We start from the raw sequence: 19,524 nt of genomic DNA, 5'->3' as shown, positions 1-19,524 counted from the left end.
GCACAACGTAACGCCGGGCCCGTCGCCGCCGCAAGCGCGAACGACGAAGGGCCCGCCGGCGAACCGGCGAGCCCTTCGTGACGAGTCGCGAGACTCAGATGGCGTTGACGTCCAGCGGGATGCCGGGGCCGAACGTGGTCGACACGGCGCCCTTCTGGATGTAGCGGCCCTTCGAGCTCGACGGCTTGAGACGCACGACCTCTTCGAGGGCGGCCGAGATGTTGTCGTTGAGCTGCTCCTGCGAGAACGAGGCCTTGCCGACGACGAAGTGCACGTTCGCGTGCTTGTCGACGCGGAACTCGATCTTGCCGCCCTTGATCTCCTCGACGGCCTTGGCCGGGTTCGGGGTCACGGTGCCGGTCTTGGGGTTCGGCATGAGGCCGCGCGGGCCGAGCACCTTGCCCAGGCGACCGACCTGGCCCATGAGCTCGGGCGTGGCGACGGCCGCGTCGAACGCGGTGTACCCGCCGGCGACCTTCTCGATGAGCTCGGCGCCGCCGACCTCGTCGGCGCCCGCGGCGATCGCGGCCTCGGCGGCCGGACCCGTCGCGAAGACGATGACTCGGGCGGTCTTGCCCGTGCCGTGCGGGAGGATGACGGTGCCGCGCACCATCTGGTCGGCCTTGCGGGGGTCGACGCCGAGCTTCAGCGCGACCTCGACGGTCGAGTCGAACTTCGCCGAGCCGGTCTCCTTCGCGAGCGCGACGGCGTCGGACGGGGTGTAGTACTTGCCGGCCTCGATCTTCTCGACCGCGGCCCGGTAGGCCTTGGACTTCTGTGCCATGTTGGTTCTCCTTGCGAGAGTGTGGTCATCGCGCCTGGCGGGCGCTGCCACGAGTGAGAGTTCTGGTGAACGGATGCCGCCGGCATCCGTTTCGCCGATCGCCGGACGGCCTCGTCGGGCCGCCCCGATCAGCGGGATGGCCCTATTCGACCGTGATGCCCATCGAGCGGGCGGTGCCCGCGATGATCTTCGACGCGGCGTCGAGGTCGTTCGCGTTCAGGTCCGCCATCTTCTGCTCGGCGATCGCACGGACCTGGTCCTGGCTGATCTTGCCGACCTTGGTGGTGTGCGGGACGCCCGAGCCCTTGGGCACGCCGGCAGCCTTCTTGATGAGCTCGGCGGCGGGCGGGGTCTTGAGGATGAAGGTGAAGCTGCGGTCCTCGTAGACCGTGATCTCGACGGGGATCACGTTGCCGCGCTGCGACTCGGTGGCCGCGTTGTAGGCCTTGCAGAACTCCATGATGTTCACGCCGTGCTGACCCAGCGCCGGACCGATCGGCGGTGCGGGGTTGGCGGCGCCGGCGTTGATCTGAAGCTTGATCAGACCAGTGACCTTCTTCTTCGGTGCCATGATTTCTCTCTTCCTGTTTCGAACGCCCGGCCGGAGCCGGGGCACTCTCCCGCGATCCCGGCGGTTCCGGGTCGCGGTGGTCCGTGTACTGGTTCGGGACGCAGCACAACCCTCCGATGATACCGGAGGGTTGCTGCGCTGGGGCTGTGAGGCCCTGGGCCCCGCTTACAGCTTGGTGACCTGGTCGAAGCTGAGCTCGACCGGGGTCTCGCGCTCGAAGAGCGAGACGAGCACCGTGAGCTTGCCGCTCTCGGGCTTGATCTCGTTGATCGTGCCGGGCAGGCCCGCGAACGAGCCGTCCTTGATGGTGATCGTCTCGCCGACCTCGAAGTCGACCTCGGCGGGGATCTGGCGCGCCGCGCCGCCGCCCGAGGCCGCCTTGGCGCCCTTGGCGGGCGCGACGTCCTTCAGGTCGACGAGGGGCTTCAGCATGTTGAAGGCCTCTTCGAACCGGAGCGGCGTCGGGTTGTGGGCGTTGCCCACGAAGCCCGTGACGCCGGGCGTGTGGCGGATGACCGACCAGCTCTCCTCGTTGAGGTCCATGCGCACGAGCACGTAGCCGGGCACGCGGACCCGCGTGACCATCTTGCGCTGGCCGTTCTTGATCTCGACGACGTCCTCCATCGGGACCTCGACCTGGTGGATGAACTCGGCCATGGCCATGGTCTCGCGACGCTGCTCGATGTTGGCCTTCACGCGACGCTCGAACCCGGCGTAGGAGTGGATGACGTACCACTTGCCCGGGAGGAAGCGCAGCTCGTTGCGGAACGCCTCGTACGGGTCGTGGTCCTCGTCCTCCTCGGTGACGGCTTCGAGCGCGGCCTCGGCCTCGTCGGCCGAGTCGATCTCGAGGGCGTCGTCGACGACGGAGTCCGCCTCGGGGTCGGCGGCCTCGGCCATCGCGTCGAGCACGGCGTCGAGGTCGACGTCGTTGCCCTCATCGTCGACGACGTGCACCGCACGCTGCTCGGCCGGATCGGCGGAGTGCTCGTCGCGCTCGAGCGAGTTGCCCTCCTGCGCTTCATCCTCTTCGGAGGACTGCTCCGCAGCGGTCGCCCAGTCGACGTCCTGGCGCTCGTTCTTCGACACTTCCTCAATCCTTCTGTTCAGCCGTACCCCGGGAACCCCCGAGGCAGGTGCCGGGCCGACGGCCCGATCAGACCCCCGGCGTTCCGAAGACGTACAGGACCAGCCATCCGAACAGCTGGTCGAGGCCCCAGACGATCGCCATCACGATGATCACGAAGACCAGCACCACACCGGTGAAGTTCAGCAACTCCCTGCGGGTGGGCGTGACGACCTTCTTGAGTTCGCCGATGACCTGGCGGATGAACAAGGCGATCCTGGCGAAGGGATTGCGCCGCGCTGCACTCTCGCGCCTGGCGTTGGCGACGACGTCCTCGCTGGGTTCGTCGAGTACTTTCCGGGCCACCTCGTACACCTTTCATGGGCCGACCATCACCGGCCGGCTCGCAGGGCGGACAGGACTCGAACCTGCAACCTGCGGTTTTGGAGACCGCTGCTCTACCAATTGAGCCACCGCCCTCCGGAGGCGTTCACCTCCGAGGGTGTCGCGGCGCCCGATCCTCGCCTCCCCGGCCCGGGCGGGCAGGGGAGATCTTGGTCGGATGTCGCAACCTCAGCAAGTTTAGGCGACGGATCGCCCACCGCCAAACCGCGCCGGGCAAAGCGGATGGCGCCGCCCGCCGCACACGCCCCGCATGCCCCGCACGTGCTCCGCGCGCGCCCCGCACACGCGCCCCGCGCGCTCGCGAGTGGGTGCCGAATGCACCGCTCAGGGGCGACGAGCGGTGCATTCGGCACCCACTCGAGCCCGATGCCGGGCGAAAGCGCCGATCAACCCCTCGATCAGGGACGAATGGCCCCCCGGACGCGAGCGCACGGGCGTAGCGTGAGTGGTGGGCATCGGAGACGATGCGCAACGTGAGGACTTGCAGGGCGCGCCTGTGGGGGCAGGCGCCGGACGCCGCGGCTCGGGGGAACGACTGCCGCGGCGTCCCTCCGCCCGGGGTCGGCCGCTGACGCCCGGGTCGGCCGCTGACGCTCGGGCCCGCCACTGACGCTCGGGCCCGGTCCGCCGTAGGCTGGAACGCGTGACCGATCAGCGCCGCCTCTCCGCCCGCATCTCAGCCATCGCCGAGTCCGCCACCCTGAAGGTGGATGCGAAGGCCAAGTCGCTCCAGGCCGAGGGCCGGCCCGTGATCTCGTATGCCGCGGGCGAGCCCGACTTCCCGACGCCCGAGCACATCGTCGAGGCGGCGCTCGAGGCGGTGCGCGACCCGCGCAACCACCGGTACACGCCCGCGGCCGGCCTCCCCGTGCTGCGCGAGGCGATCGCCGAGAAGACCCGACGCGACTCCGGCCTCGACGCGGACGCCTCGCAGGTCGTCGTCACCAACGGCGGCAAGCAGGCCGTGTACCAGGCGTTCCAGGTCCTCCTCGACGAGGGCGACGAGGTGCTCGTCCCGACGCCGTACTGGACCACCTACCCCGAGGCGATCAAGCTCGCCGGCGGCGTGCAGGTCGACGTGTTCGCGGGTTCCGACCAGGGCTACCTCGTGACGGTCGAGCAGCTCGAGGCCGCGCGGACCGAGCGCACCAAGGTGCTCCTGTTCGTCTCGCCGTCCAACCCGACGGGTGCGGTCTACGCGCCCGAGCAGGTCGCGGCGATCGGCGAGTGGGCGCTCGAGCACGGCATCTGGATCGTCGCGGACGAGATCTACCAGAACCTCACCTACGCGGAGGACCCGGAGGGCGTCCCGCCCCGCGCGGTGTCGATCGTCGAGGCCGTACCGGCGCTCGCCGACCGAGCGATCCTCGTCAACGGCGTCGCGAAGAGCTACGCGATGACCGGGTGGCGCCTGGGCTGGATGGTCGGGCCGGCCGACGTCATGAAGGGCGCCGCGAACCTGCAGTCCCACCTGACCTCGAACGTGTCGAACATCTCGCAGCGCGCAGCGCTCGCGGCGCTCACGGGGCCGCAGGAGCCGGTCGAGCGGATGCGCCGCGCGTTCGACCGCCGCCGCCGCACGATCGTCGCCGAACTGTCGAAGATCGACGGCATGAACGTGCCCGTCCCGCAGGGGGCGTTCTACGTCTACCCCGATGTCTCGGGCCTGCTCGGCCGCGAGTGGGCCGGCACCACGCCGACCACCTCGCTCGAACTCGCCGACCTCATGCTCGAGCACGCCGAGGTCGCCGCGGTGCCCGGCGAGGCGTTCGGCCCGAGTGGGTTCCTCCGCTTCAGCTACGCGCTCGGCGACGAACCGCTCCTCGAGGGCGTGCAGCGGCTGCAGCGACTGTTCGCCTGACCCGGGAACATCCGGCATGGACCGCGCGAACCGTCACGTCGACGAGCCTCGCAGCAGCGCGGACGTCGTCGGCGAGCACTCCCAGTTCCGCCTCGATCTCGAGCGCGTCAGGTTCTCGCCGTACTTCTCGCGCCTCTCGGCGGTGACGCAGGTCATCGGGCAGCCCGGTGCGGGCCCGCTGATCCACAACCGGCTCACCCACTCGATCAAGGTCACCGCGGTCGCGCGTGCGATCGCGGTGAAGATGACGGATGCCGCGTCGCCGACGCGCGACTTCGCGCTCGCGCACGGCTGCGACGCGGTCGTCGTGCAGGCCGCGGCGAGCGCCCACGACCTCGGCCACCCGCCGTTCGGCCATCTCGGCGAGCGGGTGCTCGACCGGCTCGCGCGCGAGACGCTGGGCCTTCCCGACGGGTTCGAGGGCAACGCGCAGACGTACCGGATCATCACGGTGCTCGACGTGAGCCAGGTGGCCCCGAGGGGCCTGAACCTGACGGCGGCGGTGCGGAGCGCGGTCGCGAAGTACCCGTGGACGCGCGACGTCGAGGTCTCCGAACTCGGCGACGGGCCGCTGCCGCGCGGGCTCCGGCGCACCGATCACGGCGTCGAGGCGTTGAAGTTCTCGGCGTACGGGATCGATGCGGCCGACCTGTTCGAGGCACGCGACGGCCATCCGCCGCTGCGGCAGTCGCTCGAGTGCTCGATCATGGACATCGCCGACGACATCGCGTACTCGATCCACGACGTCGACGACTTCCATCGCGCGGGCCTGCTCGGCCAGGGCGCGGTGGCACGCGAGTTCCGCGGCTGGATCGAGTCGGGCGTGCAGCTGCGCGACCTCGACGACGACGAGCTCCGTCGGCGCACTGCGCCGCCCGGGAGCGCGCTCGAGGCGCTGCGCAGGAAGCTGCACGCGAGCGACCCCTGGATCGCGGGCGACGACGCGTTCCGCGAGGCGGTGGGCGTGGTCGCCGACGATCTCGTCGACGGACTGCTGGCGAGTCCGTTCGACGGCTCGATCGCGGCCGAGAAGGCGCTCTCCTCGTTCACGAACCGGTGGATCGACCACCTGCAGTCCTCGGTGGTTCCCGCACCGGACGGCATCGTGCGGGCCGGGCTCGTGACGCTCGACGAACGCGCCTGGCACGAGGTCGAGATCCTGAAGTTCGTGCATCGGCACTTCATCCTCGACCGGTCCGACATCGTCATGTACCAGCGGGGGCTGAGCCGCGTGATCACGCGCGCGGTGAAGGGGCTCACGGCGTGGCTCCGCGACGAGGACGATCGGGATCGCGTGCCGCTGCGGTTGCGGGAGCTCGTCGAGATCGCGACCGACGGCTATGCCGGGCTCCGCTCGACCCGCCCGGAGGGGGTGCCGGTTCCCTCGGCGGCGGAGGTCCGAGACCTCGGCGTGGGGCGCGGCGTCGTCGACTACGTCGCATCGCTCTCGGACGATCAGGCCCTCGCGGTCTCGGAGGCGATCGACGGTCGGCCCGACCGCCTGTGGGACATCGGCCAGAACCTGTGATCACCCCGGCGGATCGAGAGCGCGGCGCGCATCGCGCGTGACGCCCTCGGCGATCGCGTCGAGGAGCGGGGAACCGAGGTTCCACTGCTGCCAGTACAGCGGCACGTCGACCGCCGGGCCGCCGAGCGCGACGAGCCGGCCGTCGGCCAGCTCCTCGTCGCACTGGAACCCGGGCAGGAGCCCCCAGCCGAGGCCGAGCTTGATCGCGGTCGCGAAGTCGTTCGACGCGGGCACGAGGTGCCGCGGCGGCTGCTCGGCATCCGCTCCGATCCGGCGCAGGTACTCGGCCTGCAGGTCGTCGCGCCGGTCGAAGTCGACCCGGGGGGCGCGTGCGAGGGCGCCGGCATCGGCGCCGCCCGGGCACCATCGGGCGATCCAGCCGGGCGTGGCGACGGCGGTGTAGCGCATGACGCCGAGCGGGCGGACGAGGCATCCGGCGACCGGGTCGGCCTGCGAGGTCACGGCCCCCATCACGGTGCCGCTCTCGAGGAGCCCGGCGGTGAAGTCCTGGTCGTCGCGGTGGAGGTCGAAGACGACCGGGTGCGCGCCCGCGAGCCGGGCGAGCGCGGGCAGGAACCAGGTCGCGAGCGAGTCGGCGTTGACCGCGAGCGGCACGGTCGTGGGGCGGGCGGATGCCGAATCCTCGCCGCCGAACGCGGCGAGCGCGTCGTGCTCGAGCAGCGCGAGCTGGCGCGCGAGGCGGACGACGGCGGCGCCGGCCTCGGTGGGGCGGACGGGCTTGGTCCGCACGGCGAGCACGCGACCGAGTCGCCGTTCGAGCTGCTTCACGCGCTGCGAGACCGCGGAGGGCGTGATCCGGAGGTCGGCCGCGGCGCCCTCGAAGGTTCCGGCGTCGACGACGGCCGCGAGGGTCCGCGCGAGGTCGAGGGGAATGTGCATGAAGCGATGCTAATGGTCCTGAAGAATCCTGAGCTGGATTCCATCGCACGCGGGCCGTAGCGTCGTCGCCGTGGATGTCACCGTGTTCGCCGCGGGCCTCGGGCTCGGGCTCTCCCTGATCGTCGCCATCGGCGCGCAGAACGTGTTCGTGCTGCGCCAGGGGGTCCGGCGCGAACACGTGTTCGTGGTCGCCGCGATCTGCGCGGCATCCGACGCCGTGCTCATCGCCGCCGGCGTCGGCGGAATGGGGGCCGCACTACAGGCCATGCCGTGGCTCGTCGGCATCGCGCGGTGGGCGGGTGCGGCGTTCCTCGTGGGCTACGCCGTGCTCGCCGCACGCCGCGCGCTGCGCGGCGCCGACGCGGGCCTCGTGGCCGAACCCGCGCTCGAACAGGAGGGTCCCGGGGCCGCGCAGGGTCGGGTCGGTACCCTCACGCGGACCGCCCTCGCGCCCGTGATCCTCACGTGCCTCGCGCTGACCTGGCTGAACCCGCACGTCTACCTCGACACCGTGATCCTGCTCGGCTCGGTCGGGGCCACCCACGGCGAGGCGCGCTGGACGTTCGCGGCCGGTGCGATCACGGCGAGCCTCGCCTGGTTCTTCGCCCTGGCCTACGGCGCGAGGCTCCTCGGCCGCCCGCTCGCGAGCCCGCTCGCCTGGCGCATCCTCGACGGCATCATCGCCCTCGTGATGCTCGCGATCGCGGCCTCGCTCGTCCTCGCCGCCTGACGGCCGGATTCCGCGGAACGCCCGCCGCGTGCTACCGTGTGCGACATCGTGAGCACCAAGTCCTGTCGCTGCTGTCGCCGCTAGGCGATCGTCCTCCCCGACGATCCCAGGGCGCGATTCTCCACGCGCCGCCGACCGCAGCCCAGTGCTCACGCCGCATCCGACGCGTCCGCGTCAGCCCCGCGGCATCCATCGCCCGTCAGCCCCCAGGGGACGGCCGGCCGGATGCCAGGGAGCCGACGTCCCCAGGATGCCGGGGCCGCTTCGTCGGCGCACCACCCTCCCGGCCCTCGAAAGGACCAGCACATGTCCGGCATCCCCGTCCTCGACCTCTCCCTCCTCAACGGCACGCCCGAACAGCAGGCCGCGTTCCGCGACGAACTGCGCCGCGCGACCCACGAGGTCGGCTTCTTCTCGCTCGTCGGCCACGGCGTGCCCGCTGAGCTGATCGAACGCGCCTACGCGGCCGCCCGCGCGTTCTTCGCACTGCCCGAATCGCACAAGCTGGCGATCGAGAACGTGAAGAGCCCGCACTTCCGCGGCTACACGCGCATGGGCGGCGAACGCACCCTCGGCCGCGTCGACATCCGCGAGCAGATCGACATCGGCGCCGAGCGCCCCGCCGTGCCGCTCGGACCCGACACGCCCGACTACTGGGTGCTGCAGGGGCCGAACCTGTGGCCCGCCGCACTGCCCGAGCTGCGCGAGGTCGCCGAGGAGTGGATCACGCGCCTCGACGAGGTCGGCACGCGGCTCCTGCGCGCCTGGGCCGAGGCGCTCGGCGCACCGGCCGACACCTTCGACGAGGCGTTCGCGACGCCGTCGCCGTACGTGAAGATCGTGCGCTACCCGGGCGTCGAGGCCGAGCAGCCCGCGCAGGGCGTCGGCGCGCACAAGGACCTCGGCGTGCTCACGCTGCTCTCCGTCGAGGAGGGCAAGGCCGGCCTCCAGGTCGAGAAGGACGGCGAGTGGATCGACGTGACCCCGCCCCCCGGCGCGTTCGTGGTGAACATCGGCGAACTGCTCGAGATCGCCACGGGCGGGTACCTCAAGGCGACGCTGCACCGCGTGGTCTCCCCCGAGCCCGGCACCGAGCGCATCTCGATCCCCTACTTCCACGGGCCGTCGCTCGACGCGCGGATCCCGAGCGTCGAGCTCCCGCCCTCGCTCGCGGCCGAGGCGCGCGGCATCACCGACGACCCCGCGAACCCGCTGCACGCCGTCTTCGGCGAGAACTGGCTGAAGAGCCGCATGCGCTCGCACCCCGACGTGGTCGAGGCGCAGCACCCGCACCTGCTGGTCGGGGCGTGATCGAGCGGATGCCGCGTCCGCGCGCTGCACGGACGCGGCATCCACCGACCGGTTGAGGGCGTGATCGACCGCTCCACGGCTACCGCCCGGGCCGTCCGGAGAGCAGGCTCGAGGCATGGAGAACATCCCAGCAGTCCGGATCCGCGGACTCCGCAAGCAGTACGGCACCGTCGCCGCGGTCGACGGCATCGACCTCGACATCCCGCGCGGCGAGACCTTCGCGCTGCTCGGGCCGAACGGCGCGGGCAAGTCGACCACGATCGAGATCCTCGAGGGCTACCGCCTGCGCAGCGCGGGCGAGGTCGACGTGCTCGGCGTCGATCCGGCCCACGGCGGCCTCGACTGGAAGGCGCGCATCGGCATCGTGCTGCAGTCGGGCACCGAGAGCGGCGCGATGACCGTGCGCGAGCAACTCGCGCACTTCGCCGGGCTCTACCCGCACCCGCGCGACGTCGACGAGGTGATCGCCGCCGTCGGGCTCGAGGCGAAGGAGCGCACGCGCATCGCGAAGCTCTCGGGCGGGCAGCGGCGACGGCTCGATGTGGCCCTCGGCATCATCGGGCGACCCGAACTGCTGTTCCTCGACGAGCCCACGACGGGCTTCGACCCCGAGGCGCGCCGCGAGTTCTGGGCGCTGATCCGGTCGCTGAAGCGCGAGGGGACGACCATCCTGCTCACCACGCACTACCTCGACGAGGCCGAGCAGCTCGGCGACCGGGCCGGCATCATCATCGGTGGCAGGCTCGTCGACGTCGGCCGCGTGCACGAGCTCGGCGGCGCCGAGGCGCGCGTCCCGATCGTGCGCTGGCGAGACGCCGACGGCTCCCCGCGCGAAGCGCGCACCGAGCACCCGGCGCGGCTCGTGGCATCCGTCGCCCGCGACCTCGGCGGCGAACCCGTCGACCTCGAGGTCATCCGTCCGAGCCTCGAGGACATCTACCTGGACCTGGTCCGCGCCGCCGGCGCCGAGACCCGCGAGACCGAGGAGGCCCACGCATGAGCACCGCCGTCAGCCCCACCGCGACCGGCCCCGCCGCCGGCATCCGTCGACCCGGGCGCTTCGCGCTCGGCGCCTCCCGCATCGGCTACGAGGTCACGAGCTACTTCCGCTCCCCCGACGCCGTCTTCTTCACGTTCCTGTTCCCGTTCATCATGCTCGGCATCTTCACGGCGGCCTTCAGTTCGAGCGGGGACATCCAGCCGGGCCCCGGGATGGAGGGCGTCTCCGTGGGCGCCTACTACCTGCCGGGCATGCTCGCCGCGGGCATGCTGCTCTCGGGCGTGCAGAACCTCGCGATCGACATCGCGACCGAGAAGTCCGACGGCACGCTGAAGCGCCTCGGCGGCACACCGCTCTCGCCGGTGTCGTACTTCCTGGGCAAGATCGGTCAGGTCTTCGTGACCGGCGTGATGCAGGCCGGGCTGCTGCTGCTCGCCGCCGCCACCCTGTTCGGCATCGCGCTGCCCACCGAGCCCGAGAAGTGGGCGACCTTCGCCTGGGTGTTCGTGCTCGGCGTCGGCACGTCGGCCCTGCTCGGCATCGCACTGTCGTCGGTTCCGCGCTCGGGCAAGTCGGCCTCTGCGGTCGTGATCCCGATCCTGCTCGTGCTGCAGTTCATCTCGGGCGTCTACCTCCAGTTCTACGCACTCCCCGAGTGGATGCAGAACGTGGCGAGCCTGTTCCCGCTGAAGTGGATGGCGCAGGGCATGCGCGCCGTGTTCCTGCCCGAGGACTTCGCGGTGCTCGAGCAGAACGGCGCGTGGGAGCTCGGGTGGGTCGCGGTCGCGCTCCTCGCGTGGCTCGTCGTCGGGCTCGTCCTGAGCCGGCTCACCTTCCGGTGGATCCGGCGCGACGCGTGAGCGCTTCGCAGCACGAACGCCCTGTGGGAGCCTGAGTCCATGCAGAACGTGCGGTGGTGGGATGCCGCGGCGATCGCCGTCTCGGTGGTGATCGTCGCGATCTCGCTGCTCGACCCGCCGTTCGGCGCCGACGACGCGGGCGTGTGGGCGACCGCAGGGGCGTTCCTGCTCGTCCACCTCGTCTGGGGCCGCAGGTGCGTGCCGGTCGCGACGCCGCGCGCGCACCTCGCGGTCTCGCTCGTCTACGCGGTGCTCCTCGCGATCGGCACGGTCATCGAGCCGTCGTTCGCGATCCTCCAGGCGTTCCTGTACCCGTTCGTCTGGTCGTCGTCGCCGTCGACGCGCAGCGCGATCATCGCGAACCTCGCCATCGCCGTCGCGATCGTCGTGGGCTACGCGGTGCGGGAGTGGCCTGCGGGCCTCGTCGTCGGCAGCGTCGTCGCCGCCCTGTCGGTCGGATTCAGCATCGCGCTCGGCCTCTGGGTCACGCGGATCGCCGAGTTCGGCGAGGAGCGTGCGCGCCTGCTCGACGAGTTGCAGGCCGCGCAGGGTCAGCTCGCGGCGATGCACCGCGACGCCGGGGTCTCCGACGAGCGGGGCCGGCTCGCCCGCGAGATCCACGACACGATCGCGCAGAGCCTCACGGGCCTCGTGATGGTCGCCCAGCGCACCGCGCGGCGGCTCGCCGCCGTCGAGGGTGCGGATGCGGCATCCGCTCGCGGCGACGTCGAGCTCATGGAGCAGATGGCGCGCGAGGCGCTCACCGAGGCGCGCGGGCTCGTCGCCTCGCTGGCCCCGGTCGACTCGGATGCCGGCCTCGCGGAGGCGCTGCGACGGCTGGCCGCGACGTTCGAGCGCGAGACCGGCGTGCGGGTGTCGGTGACGACGGATGCCTCGGGCCTCGACCGCGAGCTCGAGGTCGTGCTGCTCAGGTGCGCGCAGGAGGGGCTCGCGAACGTGCGCAAGCATGCGCGGGCGAGTGCGGCCGAGATCGCCGTCACGACCTCGGGCACGCCGCCCGAGATCGTGCTCGCGGTCCGCGACGACGGCGTCGGGCCCGGCGACCCGGCACACCGCGACGGCGGATTCGGACTGGCGGGCATGCGCGATCGCGTCGGCCTGGTCGGCGGCCGGCTCGAGTTCGGGGCCGGGCGCAACGGCGGCACGGTCCTGCGGGTCGTCGTGCCCCGGGCGGATGCCGCGCCCGGGCCCACGACCGACGACGGAGGCGGCGGAGGCGGCGGAGGCGGCGGAGGCGGCGCGGCCGGCGCCCGTGCCCGGGCTGGAGGCGAGGCATGAACGAGCCGATCCGGGTCGTCGTGGCCGACGACCACCCGATCGTGCGGGCCGGGATCGTCGGGCTGCTCGAATCGGAGCCCGGCATCGAGGTCGTCGGCGAGGCCGTCGACGGCGCCCAGGCCGTCGCCCTCGCGACCGAGCTGCGTCCCGACCTCGTGCTCATGGACCTGCGCATGCCCGTGCTCGACGGCGCGGCCGCGACCGAGCGGATCGTGGCATCCGTCGGCGGGGCGGGCACGCGGGTGCTCGTGCTCACGACCTACGAGACCGACGACCACATCCTCGCCGCGATCGAGGCCGGGGCGAGCGGGTACCTGCTCAAGGCCGCACCCCAGGAGGAGATCCTCGCCGGCATCCGCTCGGTCGCGGCGGGCGAGACGGTGCTCGCGCCGTCGATCGCGGCGAAGCTCGTCGCGCGCGTGCGCACGTCGGCGGCCGACCCCGCGCCGACGCTCTCGCCGCGTGAGCTCGACGTGCTCCGGCTCGTCGCCGACGGCCGCTCGAACCCCGAGATCGGGCGGATGCTGCACATCGGCGAGGCGACCGTGAAGACGCACCTCATCCACGTGTTCGAGAAGCTCGAGGTGAGCGACCGCACGCGCGCGGTCACACGGGCGATGGAGCTCGGGCTGCTCTGAGCGCCCTCCCGCTAGAGCTCGACGCCGACCAGCACCGGCTCCGGGTGCAGCAGGATGCCGAACTCGGACTGCACCCGCCCCTGCACGAAGCGCGCGAGCTGGGCGAGCTCCTCCGCGCTCGCGCCGCCACGATTCGTCAGTGCGAGCGTGTGCTTCGACGACACCGCGGCGCGCGAGCCGGGAAGGGCGAAGCCACGACGGATGCCGCTGTGCTCGATGAGCCACGCAGCCGACAGCTTCACCAGCGGCAGCGTCGGATCCGCGACCGCACGCTCGGCCGCCGACGCGGCCTCGGCCTGATGCTCGAGGAACGCATCCAGCGGCGACCGCGCCTCGAGCTCCGCCAGCGGAACCACCTCGTCGGGTTCGTCGGGTTCGAGATACCAGCGCGGGGCGTCACCAGGGAGGCTGCGCGCCATCCGCTCGGACACGATCGGGTTCGTGAAGAACGAGCCCGCGCTCACCGAGTCGGGATCCTCGGGATCGAGCACCATGCCCTTGCCCGCCCGCAACGCGAGCACCGCCTCGCGGGCCGCCGCCACCGGCACCCGGTCGCCCAACTGCACACCCAGCGCGCCCGCGAGCTGCGCGTACGCGACCGGGGTGCCGAGCGCCTCGCCGAGCACCTCCTGCTCGGCGGTCGTGTCGTGCAGCACGAGTTCGATCGAGACCACGACGCCCGCGAGGCCCTGCTTGAGCACCGAGGTCCGGTAGCCGAGCTCGAGGTCGTCCGCCGACATGCTCCGCGGCTCGGCCGCGCCCTCGTCGAGGAACTCGATGCCGACGAGCACGTCGGAGAGCTCCTGCCCGTACGCACCGATGTTCTGGACCGGTGCGGCGCCGACCGATCCCGGGATGCCGCTCAGCGCCTCGAGCCCCGAGAACCCGCGCTCGACCGTGAACGCGACCAGGTCGTCCCACGTCTCGCCGGCCTGCACGCGCACCCGCACCGACCCGGGATCGCTGCCCGGACGCACCTCGATGCCGCGCGTCGCGATCCGGATCACCGTGCCCTCGAACCCGTCATCGCCCACGAGCAGGTTCGACCCGCCGCCGAGGACCATCCACGGTTCGCCCGAAGCCTCGGCCTCGCGGACGGCCTCGACCAGTCCACGCTGCGTCGTCGCCGTCACGAGCCGGCCGATCGGGCCGCCGACCCGGAGCGTCGTGAGATCCGCGAAGCTGGCGGCGGGGCTGATGCCGGGATCCGTCATGTCAGGCGAGCACCACCCGCACCTGCGCCTTGCCGAGCACCGTGGCGCCCTCGAAGGTCACGGTGAGGTCGACGCGCGCGGTGCGCGCCTCGGCGTCGAGCTGGCCGATCTTCGCGCTGATCGCGACATCCGCTCCCTGCTCGGGGTCGACCACGACGGGTCGCGTGAACCGCACCTGGTAGTCGGCCACGCGCGCCGGGTCGCCCGCCCAGTCCACGACGGGCTGGACCGCGAGTCCCATCGTCAGCATGCCGTGCGCGAGCACGCCCGGCAGGCCGACCGACGCGGCGACGTCGTCGCGGTAGTGGATCGGGTTGAAGTCGCCCGAGGCGCCCGCGTAGCGCACGAGCGCATCGCGCGTGAGGTGCACGTGGCGCTCGGCGACGACCTCGCCCACGGCGAGCGCATCGAAGTCGGGAGTCTGGTTCGCCTGCGTCATCAGTCGTCTCCTCGTACGACGAGGGTGGAGATCGCGGTCACGACGTGCTCGCCCGCGGCATCCGAGATCACCGACTCCGCGGTGACCATCGAGTGCGCGCCGAGCGTCTTCACGCTCGACACGGTCAGCCGCGCGGTGAGCTCGTCGCCCGCGACGATCGCCCGGGACGAGGTGAACCGCTGGTCGCCGTGCACGACCCTCGAGAAGTCGATCCCGGCGTCGGGTTCGGCGAGCAGCTGCGCGAGCGTGTGCTCCTGCACGACGACCGCGAACGTCGGCGGCGCGACGACGTCGGCGTGGCCGGCCGCGCGCGCAGCCTCGACATCGTGGTTGATCGGGCTGGTCGCGAACACGGCGCGCGCGAACTCGCGCACCTTCTCACGGCCGACGAGGTACGGCGCGGCGGGCGGGAACTCGCGCCCCTGCAGCTCGGGGTTCACTGGCACCGTGACAGTCTACGCAGCGCGCGAGGGCGAGCGGATGCCGCGGCCGACCGTCGCGGCATCCGCCCCGTCGACCCGACCCGGCCCCGTCCTCCCATGCCCCGCGCCCGGCCCCCTTGCGCGAGAAGGTGCCGAATGCACCGCTCAGGTCCGCGAGCGGTGCATATGGCACCCACTCGAGGTGTGCGACGGGCGCGGCGAGCGGGCGCGGAGCGCGGCGCCCGGCGCCCGGCGTGCGGCGGCACGTGCAGCGGCGCGCGTCAGAGGAGTCGGCGGGCGCTGGCCCACGCGGTGAGCTCGTGCCGGCTCGAGAGCTGGAGCTTGCGCAGCACCGACGACACATGGGTCTCGACCGTCTTCGCCGAGATGAACAGGCTCGACGCGACCTCCTTGTAGGCGTAGCCGCGGGCGATCAGTCGCATCACCTCCTGCTCGCGCGCGGTGAGCCGGTCGAGTTCGTCGTCGGCCGCCGCGGTCTCGCCGACGGCGGCGCCGAACGCATCCAGGACGAAGCCCGCGAGGCGCGGCGAGAACACGGCGTCGCCGGTCGCGACGGCGTGCACCGCGCGACTGACCTCGGCACCCGACGTGCCCTTCGTGATGTAGCCGCGGGCACCCGCGCGGATCACGCCGACCACGTCCTCCGCCGCGTCGGACACGCTGAGGGCGAGGAACCTCGTGTCGGGCACGTGGGGAGCCGCACGCCGGAGCACCTCCGCGCCACCTGAGCCGGAGGCATCCGCTCCCCCGGGCAGGTGCACGTCGAGCAGCACCACGTCGGGTCGCTGCGCGAGCACGACGGCGACCGCCTGCGGAACGTCGGCGGCCTCGCCGACGACCTCGATCGACCGGTCGAGGTCGGCACGCAGGCCCGACCGGAAGATCGAGTGATCGTCGACCACGACGACCCGGAGCGTCGGACGGCCTCGCGCACCGGAAGCAGGTTCCGGCGACGGAACCCCGCTCCGGCCTGCTTCGGGCGCCGGAACCCGGTTCGGGTCGCTCGGCTCGAGGTCATCGCGCACGCGCGCCCTCCGTCTCGGATCGCAGGTGCACCTCGGTGCCCTCGCCGGCGCCCGAGGTGACCGTCGCACTCCCGCCGGCCCGGCGCATGCGGCCGAGGATCGACTCGCGCACCCCGAGACGATCGCCCGGCACCCTCGCGGCGTCGAACCCGGGGCCGCGGTCGCGCACGAACACGTCGACCCCTCGCTCGGACCCTTCGAGGTAGACCGACACCTCACCGCCGGCATGGCGGGCGGCGTTCAGCATCGCCTCGCGGGCGGCCGCCGCGAGCTCTCCGCTCGCACGCTCCACCGACGCGCCGACGACGACGACCTCGATGCGCACCGGGTAGTCGAGCTCGAGCGCCGCAGCGTAGTCGCGCAGGTCGGTCGCGAGGTCGCTGTCGGCCGGCGCGTCGCCGTCGTACAGCCAGCTGCGCAGCTCCCGTTCCTGCGCCCGCGCGAGTCGCCCGGCCTCGCTCGACGCGCCCGCGCGGTTCTGGATGAGCGCGAGCGTCTGCAGCACCGAGTCGTGCAGGTGCGCCGCGATCTCGCTGCGCTGCTCGTCTCGGATCCGGCGCACCCGCTCGTCGGTGAGGTCGCGCCAGACGGCGATGAGGGAGGGCGCGAACACGAGCCCCACCCCGACCGCGCACAGCACCGCGAGCATCGCACCGGCGAAGCCCGCCCCCGGCACCGCCGCGGCGACGAGCCCCAGCACGACGAGCAGCGCGGCCGCGACGGCGCGCACCGCCTGTTCGTGCCGCGGACCGCGGTCCGGGTCGGGGCGATCGATCAGCGTCGCCCACGCCCCGGCGGCGACCGCGAACCCGATCGCGGTGAAGACCGCCGGCGCGGCCCGGTCGACCTGGTCGGATCCGGCGTCGAGCACCGCCGCGATCCCCCACAGCAGCACCGCGGCCTCGACCGACACGAGGATCCACGCGACGGGCGCGCGCCGCGCGATGCGCGCCGCGTCATCCGTTCCGTCCCACTGGGTGAACGCCCACAGCCACGCGTAGAGCAGCAGCCCGGCACCGCCGAACAGCGCGGTCACGACGAACCCGACGCGCACACCGGCGACGGGCCACCCGAGGTGGTCTGCGAGCCCGCCCGCGACGCCGGCGACCAGGCAGTCCCGTCGCCGGGTGAGGCGCGGGACCGGGGTGACGGCGGACATGCCTCGATTCAAGCAGCCGGATGCCGCCGGCCGCGCCCCCGGGCGTGGGATTCAGGGTCGCCTCAGGGCGATGCCCGATGGCGGCCGCCCGCGCGGGAACGGCACCATCGAGGCATGGCCCAGAACTCCGCCCCACCCGAGACCGACCAGCCCGCCCCGCCGCCACCGGGGACGCCGGCCGGCGCGCCTTCCGGCTCCGGCTTCTTCGACTGGCTCCGATCGCTGAACGTGCCGCGCACCCCGGGTTGGATCGGCGGTGTCGCCGGGGGCGTCGCCGCGCGGCTCGGGATCGACCCGATCATCGTGCGCGGGGTGCTCGTCGTGTTCGCGCTCTTCGGCGCACCGGCGTTCCTCGCGTACGGCGCCGCCTGGCTGCTGCTGCCCGACACGACCGGTCGCATCCACCTCGAGCAGGCGATCCGCGGGGTCTGGGATTCGGCGCTCGTGGGCATCGGCGTCTTCCTGCTCGTCGGGATCCTCCCCTGGGGCTGGGCGTGGGGTCCGCTCGACTGGGACGTGCCGTTCAACCCGTTCAACCCGTTCAATCCGCTGGGCGTGAACCTCTGGCCGGTGCTGTGGACGGTCGCCGGCATCGCCGGGATCGTGTGGTTCATCGTCTGGGTCGTGCGCAGGTCGCGAGCGGATGCCGCGACCGGCGGTGCCGGAACGGATGCCTCGGCCGGCAGTGCCGGAACGGATGCCTCGGCCGGCGGCGAGGCCGGTGCGGGCGCGGGTGCGGCCGCGGCATCCGCCCCGGGTACCGTGCCCGACCCGACGGGTGGCGCGGCGCCCACTCCCCCGGCCGCGACGAGCGCATCGAACGGAACCGCCGAGTACGCCGCGTGGAAGGCCCAGTACGACGCCTGGCGGGTCGAGCACGACGCGTGGAAACGGGCCCAGGCCGACGCGAGCCGTGCCGCGCGTGCGGCGGCCGCCGCAGAGAACCGGGCCCGCGCCGCCGAGCTCGCCGCGCAGGCCGAAGCGGCTCGGCGCGAGCGGCGCCGCACCCGGCCGCGGACCAGTTTCGCGTACGTGGTCGCCACGATCGGCGCGGCGCTCGCGCTCGGGGCGATCGCCTCCGTCGTGGCGATGTCCTCGCCCGACCAACGGGATTCCGCGGGCACCATCGGCCTCGCGGTCGCGACCCTGACCTGCGCGCTCGCGATGGTGCTCGCCGGCGTGCTCCGGCGTCGGAGCGGGTTCCTCGCGTTCGTCGTCGTCGTACTGCTCGTCGGCACGCTCGCCAGCGCCGCGGCGCCGCGGCCCGGCGCCGTGGTGGTCGGCTCGATCGACGGGCAGGTGCGCACGGGCACGTACGTGCAGCCGGTCGGCAACACGTTCCTGCACGTCGACGGCGACGCGGTCGGAACGGCGCCGGCGCGAATGGAGCTCCTGCAGGGGGCCGGGTCGATCGTCGTCGAGCTCCGCAACGACGCCCGGCTCGACCTGCGGGTCGAGTGCGGGTCGTGCTGGGTCGAGTTCGCCCGGGTCGACGGGTCGAGCACGGCGTACTTCGACGGTGCCCAACTCACCGCACCCGGGAACTCGGAGTGGGCCGGTTCCATCGGCACCGGCACGACGCCCGGCCGGCCCGACGCGACGCTCTCGATCCGGACCGGGGCGAGCCGCATCCTGATCGTGAACCACGAGGACGAGGAGGCAAGAAAATGACCGAGCCCGCGAACGGATCCGGTCGCCCCGGCGACTCCGCCGCCGACGCCGAGCCGACGGCCGTGCTGTCGCCGCCCGAGGCCACGGGACGCACCGAGGCGACGGCCGTGCTGCACCCATCCGAGCCGACCGCCGCCGGCGCCGGAGACGGCCCCCGCATCCGCTGGGCGGGAATCCTCTGGGGGCTCGTGTTCGCCGCGATCGCTGCGACCACCCTGTGGACCGTCGTCGATCCCGAGCGCCGCGACGCGGCATCCGCCTGGTGGTCCTCGCTCGAGCCCGCGATGCTCGGGCTCATGCTCCTGCTGGCCCTCGGCGGAATCCTGCTCGTGGCCGGTCTCGCGGGCGTGCTGCGCCGCGCGAGCCGCTCCCGCGGCTGACGCGATCGTCCGCCGCCCGAGAGGGTGCCATATGCACCGCTCGGGGTGGTCGAGCGGTGCAGATGGCATCCGCTCGCGGGCGCGGCGGGCGGCGGGCGCGGGCGCGGGGGCGGGCGCGGGCGACGCGCGGGCGCGGGCGGGCGGCGCGGGCGGGCGGCGCGCGGGCGGCGGCGCAGACGACGAACCGCCCCGCCGGGTGTCGCCGGCGGGGCGGTCCATGGTCACGCGCGAGCCGTCACG

20 protein-coding genes and 1 tRNA gene are annotated in these 19,524 nt (G+C 72.8%); 10 read left to right on the top strand and 11 right to left on the bottom strand.

The genetic code is table 11. The features are described from left to right. Positions 1 to 94: 94 nt before the first annotated feature. From rplA to DSM26151_RS02275, 5 genes are all read right to left on the bottom strand, one after another. The gene (gene rplA / locus DSM26151_RS02295; RefSeq protein WP_234660811.1) at positions 95 to 784 is read right to left on the bottom strand and encodes a 50S ribosomal protein L1; all 690 of its coding nucleotides are present in this window, start codon (positions 782 to 784) and stop codon (positions 95 to 97) included. Positions 785 to 926: 142 nt separating this feature from the next. After that, positions 927 to 1,355: a 50S ribosomal protein L11 gene (rplK, locus tag DSM26151_RS02290; protein ID WP_234660810.1), complete on the bottom strand. Its 429-nt coding sequence runs from the start codon at positions 1,353 to 1,355 to the stop codon at positions 927 to 929. Positions 1,356 to 1,520: 165 nt separating this feature from the next. After that, a complete protein-coding gene (nusG, locus tag DSM26151_RS02285) occupies positions 1,521 to 2,444 on the bottom strand; it encodes a transcription termination/antitermination protein NusG (protein ID WP_234660809.1) in 924 nt (307 codons plus the stop codon). A 67-nt stretch (positions 2,445 to 2,511) separates the two neighbouring features. After that, entirely contained in the window at positions 2,512 to 2,787 is a 276-nt protein-coding gene (gene secE / locus DSM26151_RS02280; protein ID WP_234660808.1) for a preprotein translocase subunit SecE, read from the bottom strand. Positions 2,788 to 2,828: 41 nt separating this feature from the next. Then, positions 2,829 to 2,901, bottom strand: a tRNA-Trp gene (locus DSM26151_RS02275). A 568-nt stretch (positions 2,902 to 3,469) separates the two neighbouring features. Here DSM26151_RS02275 and DSM26151_RS02270 point away from each other — a divergent pair. Together DSM26151_RS02270 and DSM26151_RS02265 are read left to right on the top strand one after the other, a co-directional pair. After that, complete coding sequence (locus tag DSM26151_RS02270; RefSeq protein WP_234660807.1) at positions 3,470 to 4,687, top strand: pyridoxal phosphate-dependent aminotransferase; 1,218 nt, start codon at positions 3,470 to 3,472, stop codon at positions 4,685 to 4,687. 16 nt (positions 4,688 to 4,703) lie between these two features. Continuing rightward, complete coding sequence (locus DSM26151_RS02265; RefSeq protein WP_234660806.1) at positions 4,704 to 6,215, top strand: deoxyguanosinetriphosphate triphosphohydrolase family protein; 1,512 nt, start codon at positions 4,704 to 4,706, stop codon at positions 6,213 to 6,215. Here DSM26151_RS02265 and DSM26151_RS02260 read toward each other — a convergent pair whose 3' ends face one another. Next, the gene (locus DSM26151_RS02260; RefSeq protein WP_234660805.1) at positions 6,216 to 7,115 is read right to left on the bottom strand and encodes a LysR family transcriptional regulator ArgP; all 900 of its coding nucleotides are present in this window, start codon (positions 7,113 to 7,115) and stop codon (positions 6,216 to 6,218) included. It abuts the gene before it with no gap. A gap of 70 nt (positions 7,116 to 7,185) precedes the next feature. Here DSM26151_RS02260 and DSM26151_RS02255 point away from each other — a divergent pair, with 70 nt between their 5' ends. The 6 genes from DSM26151_RS02255 to DSM26151_RS02230 all read left to right on the top strand — a co-directional run bounded on the left by DSM26151_RS02255 (position 7,186) and on the right by DSM26151_RS02230 (position 12,953). Next, entirely contained in the window at positions 7,186 to 7,845 is a 660-nt protein-coding gene (locus tag DSM26151_RS02255; protein WP_234660804.1) for a LysE/ArgO family amino acid transporter, read from the top strand. Positions 7,846 to 8,151: 306 nt separating this feature from the next. Beyond that, complete coding sequence (locus DSM26151_RS02250) at positions 8,152 to 9,156, top strand: isopenicillin N synthase family dioxygenase (protein ID WP_234660803.1); 1,005 nt, start codon at positions 8,152 to 8,154, stop codon at positions 9,154 to 9,156. A gap of 115 nt (positions 9,157 to 9,271) precedes the next feature. Then, on the top strand, positions 9,272 to 10,156 hold the full coding sequence (locus tag DSM26151_RS02245) for an ABC transporter ATP-binding protein (RefSeq protein WP_234660802.1): 885 nt from the start codon (positions 9,272 to 9,274) through the stop codon (positions 10,154 to 10,156). Continuing rightward, the gene (locus DSM26151_RS02240) at positions 10,153 to 11,016 is read left to right on the top strand and encodes an ABC transporter permease (protein WP_234660801.1); all 864 of its coding nucleotides are present in this window, start codon (positions 10,153 to 10,155) and stop codon (positions 11,014 to 11,016) included. Before DSM26151_RS02245 ends, DSM26151_RS02240 begins: the two co-directional genes overlap by 4 nt. 39 nt (positions 11,017 to 11,055) lie before the next feature. Beyond that, positions 11,056 to 12,315 (top strand): sensor histidine kinase, encoded by a 1,260-nt coding sequence (locus DSM26151_RS02235; protein WP_234660800.1) that lies wholly within the window; start codon positions 11,056 to 11,058, stop codon positions 12,313 to 12,315. After that, a complete protein-coding gene (locus tag DSM26151_RS02230; protein ID WP_234660799.1) occupies positions 12,312 to 12,953 on the top strand; it encodes a response regulator in 642 nt (213 codons plus the stop codon). Before DSM26151_RS02235 ends, DSM26151_RS02230 begins: the two co-directional genes overlap by 4 nt. A gap of 11 nt (positions 12,954 to 12,964) precedes the next feature. Here DSM26151_RS02230 and DSM26151_RS02225 read toward each other — a convergent pair whose 3' ends face one another. The 5 genes from DSM26151_RS02225 to DSM26151_RS02205 form a co-directional block, all read right to left on the bottom strand. Further along, positions 12,965 to 14,167, bottom strand: coding sequence for a UDP-N-acetylmuramate dehydrogenase (locus DSM26151_RS02225; protein ID WP_234660798.1), 1,203 nt, complete (start codon positions 14,165 to 14,167; stop codon positions 12,965 to 12,967). A 1-nt stretch (position 14,168) separates the two neighbouring features. Then, positions 14,169 to 14,606, bottom strand: coding sequence for a MaoC family dehydratase (locus DSM26151_RS02220; protein WP_234660797.1), 438 nt, complete (start codon positions 14,604 to 14,606; stop codon positions 14,169 to 14,171). Next, positions 14,606 to 15,052, bottom strand: a complete 447-nt coding sequence (locus tag DSM26151_RS02215) for an FAS1-like dehydratase domain-containing protein (protein ID WP_234660796.1) — start codon at positions 15,050 to 15,052, stop codon at positions 14,606 to 14,608. The genes DSM26151_RS02220 and DSM26151_RS02215 overlap by 1 nt, the downstream gene beginning before the upstream one ends. A 257-nt stretch (positions 15,053 to 15,309) precedes the next feature. Further along, a complete protein-coding gene (locus tag DSM26151_RS02210; protein WP_234661775.1) occupies positions 15,310 to 15,951 on the bottom strand; it encodes a LuxR C-terminal-related transcriptional regulator in 642 nt (213 codons plus the stop codon). A gap of 112 nt (positions 15,952 to 16,063) precedes the next feature. Beyond that, positions 16,064 to 17,233 carry an ATP-binding protein gene (locus DSM26151_RS02205; RefSeq protein WP_234660795.1) on the bottom strand — a complete coding sequence of 390 codons (1,170 nt, stop codon included), beginning with the start codon at positions 17,231 to 17,233 and terminating at the stop codon, positions 16,064 to 16,066. A gap of 114 nt (positions 17,234 to 17,347) precedes the next feature. Between DSM26151_RS02205 and DSM26151_RS02200 the strand changes: the two genes are divergently transcribed. Both DSM26151_RS02200 and DSM26151_RS02195 read left to right on the top strand, forming a co-directional pair. Next, positions 17,348 to 18,904 carry a PspC domain-containing protein gene (locus DSM26151_RS02200; protein WP_234660794.1) on the top strand — a complete coding sequence of 519 codons (1,557 nt, stop codon included), beginning with the start codon at positions 17,348 to 17,350 and terminating at the stop codon, positions 18,902 to 18,904. Then, on the top strand, positions 18,901 to 19,284 hold the full coding sequence (locus DSM26151_RS02195; RefSeq protein ID WP_234660793.1) for a hypothetical protein: 384 nt from the start codon (positions 18,901 to 18,903) through the stop codon (positions 19,282 to 19,284). Before DSM26151_RS02200 ends, DSM26151_RS02195 begins: the two co-directional genes overlap by 4 nt. Positions 19,285 to 19,524: the final 240 nt, after the last annotated feature.

The organism is Agromyces marinus (genome assembly GCF_021442325.1).
Classification (GTDB): Bacteria; Actinomycetota; Actinomycetes; order Actinomycetales; family Microbacteriaceae; genus Agromyces; species Agromyces marinus.
This window is presented reverse-complemented; position numbering and strand designations above follow the sequence as displayed.